Raw genomic sequence first — 1,205 nt, 5'->3', positions numbered from 1 at the left:
ATATGCAATGAGTCTTGGCGAAATGCCGGACTTTTCGTTAGGGGATCTGACCGGCGCACTCATCGTGTCCTTTCTGACGGCAATCATGATTGCGGCGGTCATGGTCGGTTATCTGTTGTTCGCCGGACTGGCGACGAGAAAGACTGTGACGTGTTTCTATCCCGAGCGTCAACCCGCAGCCGCGCCAGATAACCACGGCTACCTCATTCGCGGCAACTTCATAACCGGTGTAATTGCATTCTGGCTATCGGCGTTCTTCGGCCTTGCAACGAAGCCCTTCGATGCTTGGTTGCCCCCCCATGTTGCGGGAGTTGCTCAGGGCACCTACTGGCTCGCGCTGTGCTCAAATGTCCTACTGCTCTTGCTTGACTGGCGAAAGAGACGGCGCTCATTCAAATACGTACTATTCGCGGTCCTTGCGGGTTCTGTAGCCTTTCTTGCCGTATTAGGCTATGCAAGCGCGATGGGTTACGTAACTGAGCCGCATGTTAGGCCGACGCCGCAAACGGCCGCATACTTTTCACCAGCAGCAGTGGGATACTGGTTATCCAACACACGCGCACGGCTCTTGCGTAACCAACTCATTGCTACAGCGGCGGCGGTTTCCCTTGCTTTTTCGATTGTGACGGTAGGTCTGATACGGGTTACTCGCGGCCATCGCGAGGCGAACCGCTCAGGTCGAACGCCTCCGCCGTTTTTCAAAAACCCCGACAGAAAACTGCTGGCGGCAAAGGCCTGCGCCACCGTAGTGTTCGGTTTCTGCTCACTCGTTATTTTCCCGTTTCTCGATGCATTGGCAAGCGCCAGTCCTCTGCGCATGCAGGCAACAACCGCGTTGACGGGTGGCGGTTACCTGATCCTGCTGAATCTGGCAGCTTTCGTTGTCACCGGCTGGAAGCAACGTGCGGGGCTCGGTGTAGCGGCGTTCTTCCTGCTTTTCTTTGTTCTTCAAATTCCATCGGGGAACATGACGCTTTTCCCGAGGATGGTCGTGGATACGCTCGGCTTCGGGGACCGGCATGCGACGAACATTGTTCTAGCGGGCACGGAATGTCCGGTACTCGCCCCATACGGTGCTGATTGCAGCGCAACAAAGGACGCCAATATTGGCATCACGAACGTCAACATCCTGAACCGGTTGGGCTCGACAGTACTGATCGAACTACAGGTGAGGCGCACCGGAGTACAGCCAACCGGACCACTGG

The 1,205-nt window shown here is 56.3% G+C and carries 1 protein-coding gene; it reads left to right on the top strand.

All coding sequences use genetic code 11. From position 1 onward, the window contains the following. Positions 1–1,205 (top strand): hypothetical protein (locus C7402_RS47325; protein WP_208949112.1); only part of this gene is annotated, 1,205 nt, incomplete at both ends.

This window comes from Paraburkholderia unamae (genome assembly GCF_003096875.1).
Taxonomy (GTDB): Bacteria; Pseudomonadota; Gammaproteobacteria; order Burkholderiales; family Burkholderiaceae; genus Paraburkholderia; species Paraburkholderia unamae.
Note: the sequence above shows the minus strand (reverse complement) of the source record. Positions and strands in the feature narration are given on the sequence as shown.